The organism is Anabaenopsis sp. FSS-46 (assembly GCF_029891665.1).
In the GTDB taxonomy this organism is placed as follows: domain Bacteria; phylum Cyanobacteriota; class Cyanobacteriia; order Cyanobacteriales; family Nostocaceae; genus Anabaenopsis; species Anabaenopsis arnoldii.
The window spans coordinates 1-5,031 of record NZ_JANQDG010000013.1 but is presented as its reverse complement, the minus strand read 5'-3'; the positions used below and the strand labels follow the sequence as shown (position 1 = coordinate 5,031).

Sequence of the window (5,031 nt, the reverse complement as noted above, 5' to 3'; positions counted from 1 at the left end):
GGGTCAGGCTGCACAAACTGCCCTTGAGTCTATTTTTCCTCATATAGTTATGTATCTACTTTTACTTGACATTGAACGGCTAACTCCCCTTGCACGTAGTCATGGTTTTGACATCCAGTTTTCCAGGTGCAAGAAGTGAGTTGCCTGATTCACCAAGTTTGCGAAATAGCTAAAAATGGTTATTTATTAGAGAAATCCATTGATTAAACTCAATAGTAATTATCAAAACTGACGTGTATAAACAGTTGTCATTCCATATAAATGGAATTATGATAGCAATTGATACATCAACTGATAACTTATTTGCTTTACTTTTTGTTACATCATGGTAATGGGTTCCTCAAATGTCTAGTAAACAGTCCCTTGTATTCAAACAGCCAGAGATTGGTAAGCTGATCCGTGAACTTCGCTTACTCTGTGGGCTAATACAGGAGCAGAGCATTTTAAGGAAGGTTTGATTCATTTTGTAATTAATAAGTAGAAAAATGGATGCTATAATTCCTCAACTATAATAATTTATAAAATTGACAAAAAATGGAATTGTGCAAATAGGGAGATGATTTATAGCTTAAATATTTTAGTTAGTAAAGTAAAAAAATGACGAAAAGGTAAAACAGCAAATATATTATTCTTGCTTTTTAACATAACGTAATTTAACTATTCGTCAATTAAAAATTAAATTTTTGATTATCAAATGATTCATATCAATTTATGAGATTTTTTATTCAATCAACTGGAATTAAAGATTTATAATTTATTGCAACCAAAAAGTACATTGCCTTAAACTATGATGAATTTAGAACTGTCTTGGAATAAACCAGCTAAAAATAGCGATGAAAAAGTATCTACTGACCATGTATTACGAATTCGGATTTCTCCCTCATTAAAGAGACAAGGATTGCCCTTAAGAATGGCGATCGCCTTGGATACTAGCGGCTCAATGCTGGGGGAAAAACTCGAAGCAGCTAAGAAAGCGTGCCGTTCTGTGGTAGCTCAATTACGTGACAGAGATCGCCTAGAATTGGCTAGTTTTGCTACTGAAGTACAACCTTTATTAAAGTCCCATAGTGGAGGTAAAGGGGCTGTTGAAACTGCCAATTCAGCCATCAGTAGTCTACAGGCAAGTGGTGTAACTCGCACAGATAAAGCATTAAATTGGATTCAAAACGCTTTACCAGAGGAAACTGGTATTGTTCGAGTAGGTATTTTGATTACTGATGGCCACGCGACAACTCCTGAAGGAAAGATTTTAGATAACGTCACTCCTTTACTTAACCAAGCCGAAAAACTCAGCAGTGAGGGAATTGTACTACACACCGTTGGTTTGGGAGATGCAGCCGACTTTAACACTGAATTTTTATACAATCTAAGCACTAGGGGACAGGGTACTTTTATGTATGCTGATACCCCACAAGAACTAGAACCAGAACTGCGAGAAAGGCTAACAGTCAGTCAAGCGATCGCTATTGATGATGCAAAGCTGGAGTTAATCACTAAAATCAAGGATTTAAATATCAAAGCATTCTGTCGGTTTAGCCCCGACTACTTACCTTTAGAAGAAACAGCTAAAGGCATCTTAACTATTGGATCTATTCGCACAGATACACCTACGGATGTACTCGTCAAAGTGGAAATTCCCCGGCTAAGTCCTGGTAAATCACCAGGGGAACAAGAGGTTATGCAAGTTCAGCTAATGGCTAGTGCTTTGGATAACCCCGTGACAGAAACTGCTACCATTCTGTATACGCCTGAGTACGATAAAAGTGAGCAAATTAACAGTGATGTGGAAGCAAGCCGAGCTTTGTGGGAAATACGAGAAAATCTTGTTATATTGCAGCGAGAAACCAATCCTAACCGCACAAGACAGTTACTCAAAACTATTGAGATAGAAGCAGTAGATCATGGTTTAGACGATCTCAAAGAGCAAATTGATAAACTCAAAGACGACTTGGAGAAAATGGGTAAACTCTCCCCTCGTCACGCGACAAAAGCGTTGACTATCGCCAATAAACTCAACTAAAAGCGAGGTAATAGTTAATGGCAGATCAGCGACAAAGCGAGTTAGGACTGGAATCTAAAAGGAAAACTAGCAAGGGCTTGGGACGGGATATAAACCAGGATCAGATGGTACTTCGAGTTTGGAAAGATAAATCAGCACAACTGGCGGTTGTCGTTGATGGAATGGGTGGACAAGGTGGGGGGGAGGTAGCAGCTAAAATTGCCGCCGATACTTTTAGGGAATTGTTAAATCAACCTTTACCCGAAGAAGCCAAAGCCCGGTATGAAATGCTCTTAGAACGTTTTCATGCAGCGAATAAGGCAATTCGTCAGCGAGCATCCGAGGATTTTGGACTACTGGAAATGGGGGCTACTATCGTTGCTGCTATTATCACCCAGACAGAGTGCTTACACCTTTATGCAGGGGACTGTCGGTTATATCACTTTGGTCAAGAGCAAACCCCCTATGTGACAACTGACCAAACTTGGGCGCAGCGTCTTGTCAAAATCGGCGAGATTACTTCCGAACAAGCGCGATCGCACCCTATGCGTTCCAAAGTCACGTCCTGCCTTGGCGGCGGATCAAACGCTAAGTTATCCGTTCAGCCGGAATGGCAAGATGATAGTTCATTAGCGTTTCGTCAGTTGCATCAAGGAGATGTACTAATTTTATGCAGCGATGGATTGCATGGAGAAGTCCAAGATTCGGAGCTAGAAGAACTGGTTAAAAATTATCGAACATCCCCTGACCAACTGACTAAAGCCTGTGTAGACACCGCTAAAAATAACGGTAGTAAAGACGATATCAGCCTTATTGCTATTTTTGTACAGGATAATCACTCATGAGCAATTCCACAGGGACAAATGATGTCCAATGGAGACCGTTTGTAAACAGAAAAATCGAAATTGATAATAAATATCGCATCAAGAAACTTATCGGTTCTGGCGGAGAGGGAGGAGTATTTCTAGCCGATGTAGTTATGGAAAACCGATTGTTTGGGCAGGTAGCCTTAAAATTGCGACCAACGGATTTTCAAGACAGCGTTCTTCTGGATAAACAAATGGCTGAATTGAAAGCAGCCATCACATTAAATCATCCTAATTTGTTGCGCGGTTTAGTTCCAGGCAAATATAGCAATGGCTTTCAGGATTATTTGTATTTGGTCATGGAGCAGGCCGAAAGAACTCTAGATGAGGAAATAAGTCCAGACAAACCACTGTCACAGAAAGAAACGCGAGAGGTAGTGCAAAGTATTGGCTCGGCATTAGTCTATCTTCATAATGAACAACGCATAGCACATCGAGATGTAAAACCCGCTAATATCCTACGAGTCGGGGAAGTCTGGAAACTGGGAGACTTTGGATTAGTGCGTGAAGTAGGGCATGATGATGATTTGCGGACAGGAACTTTCCAGTGTACTCCTGCCTATGCTCCTCCTGAGTCCTTTACAGGCAGGATTTCACTAGCTTGGGATGTGTGGTCTTTAGGGGTAATCATTGTGGAAATGCTGACTGGAAAGCAGCCTTTTAGCGGAGACAAAGAAACCCAGGTAGCTACTAAAGTTCTACAAGTAGAGTCACTTAATTTAGACAAGGACTTGCCTAAACCTTTTGATGAAATTGTGCGTGGGTGTCTGATTAAAGACCATACAGCGCGGTTGACTGCCGAGCAAGTGCTAAACGCACTAAATAATAAATCCGGTCATTCCATAAACCCGGCGGTTTCCCTAAAACCAACGCCAAATCCTCAGCTAGCAAAGCAAATAGGTAAGCAAATCCTTTGTTTTCCAAACTTTACTTGGATACGATCTGTCAGCTTCTCGCCAGATGGTACTCGCGCTATATCTGGAGGTGGTGAGCGAATTGTAGATATTTGGGATCTAGATAACAACAAAAAAATGATCCGTTTCCCAAGACAGAACAGTTCAGTCTATGCGGTCAGTTTCTCTCCTGATGGCAAATTTTGCTTGTCTGGAAATCATGACGCGATTCTTTGTCTGTGGGACATACAAACAGAGACAGAAATTCGCCACTTCCAAGGACATACAGCACCTATTCGCTCTGTGACCTTTTCTCCTGATGGTAAATTTGCTCTATCTGGCAGCGATGACATGACCGTGCGTTTGTGGGAAGTTAATACAGGTCAGGAAATTAGTTGTCTAAAAAGACATTGGAGATCAGTTTATAGTGTTGCCTTCTCTCCCGATGGCAGTCAGGCTCTTTCAGGCTGTGGTGATAAAGTTATACGTCTATGGGATTTAAAGGGTGAATGGGAAATAAAGCGTTTTGAGGGACATGAGGCTAGTATATCTGCCGTTGCTTTTTCGCCTAATGGTAAAAGCGCCCTGTCCAGTAGTTTTGATAAAACCGTGCGTTTGTGGAATGTGGTAAATGGTGAGGAAATTCGCTGTTTTCAGGGGCATACAGACAGAGTATTAAGTGTAGCTTTTTCTCCTAATGGTAACCGCATTCTCTCTGGTAGTTCTGACAAAACTTTACGCTTGTGGGATGCGAACACAGGTCAGGAAATTTGCCGTTGCGAAAAACATACAGGAGATGTTTGGAGTGTTGCATTCTCTCCTGATGGTCGTCGTGCTGTGTCTGGAAGTCATGACAAAACCGTGCGCGTTTGGGATTTGCCAATTTAAGTCGAAAGCCACATTTCATCAAATTTTTTTAACCCAAAATAAAAAATCGGGATGAACAGGGCTAATCCGGTATGAAGTTAGGTCGAGGGGGAGTAGTCGGGTAAGGTTAGAGCGTCACCGCTCTCCCCTCCCCTAAGAACCGTGCATAAGACTTTCGCACTTACACGGCTCAAGCCTTACTTCAAGCGATTTGACTTGGTTTTAGAATGTTCCTGTTTGTGACACGCATGATGCAAGTGCTGTATTTACTGGGTATGTATCGCTGGCTGATTCTTTCTCTGACCGCTTATCTCATCGCTCATTGGACTTATCTACATACTCACTCAACATCACCACCTGATTGGGGTCAGGCTGCACAAACTGCCCTTGAGTCTATTTTTCCTCA

The 5,031-nt window shown here is 41.6% G+C and carries 3 protein-coding genes; all 3 read left to right on the top strand.

The genetic code is table 11. The features are described from left to right. The first annotated feature begins 787 nt into the window (after positions 1 to 787). From NWP21_RS01595 to NWP21_RS01585, 3 genes are read left to right on the top strand one after another with little or no spacing between them, the layout of a single operon-like run. Positions 788 to 2,020, top strand: a complete 1,233-nt coding sequence (locus NWP21_RS01595) for a VWA domain-containing protein (RefSeq protein WP_280791358.1) — start codon at positions 788 to 790, stop codon at positions 2,018 to 2,020. 17 nt (positions 2,021 to 2,037) lie between these two features. Continuing rightward, entirely contained in the window at positions 2,038 to 2,844 is an 807-nt protein-coding gene (locus tag NWP21_RS01590; protein WP_280791357.1) for a protein phosphatase 2C domain-containing protein, read from the top strand. Next, complete coding sequence (locus tag NWP21_RS01585) at positions 2,841 to 4,646, top strand: serine/threonine-protein kinase (RefSeq protein ID WP_280791356.1); 1,806 nt, start codon at positions 2,841 to 2,843, stop codon at positions 4,644 to 4,646. The genes NWP21_RS01590 and NWP21_RS01585 overlap by 4 nt, the downstream gene beginning before the upstream one ends. Positions 4,647 to 5,031: the final 385 nt, after the last annotated feature.

What these genes read in the sequence shown, in the direction of transcription:
- NWP21_RS01590 (WP_280791357.1), top strand. Translation starts at nt 2,038, where the DNA reads ATGGCAGATCAGCGACAAAGCGAGTTAGGACTGGAATCTAAAAGGAAA.
- NWP21_RS01585 (WP_280791356.1), top strand. Translation starts at nt 2,841, where the DNA reads ATGAGCAATTCCACAGGGACAAATGATGTCCAATGGAGACCGTTTGTA.
- NWP21_RS01595 (WP_280791358.1), top strand. Translation starts at nt 788, where the DNA reads ATGATGAATTTAGAACTGTCTTGGAATAAACCAGCTAAAAATAGCGAT.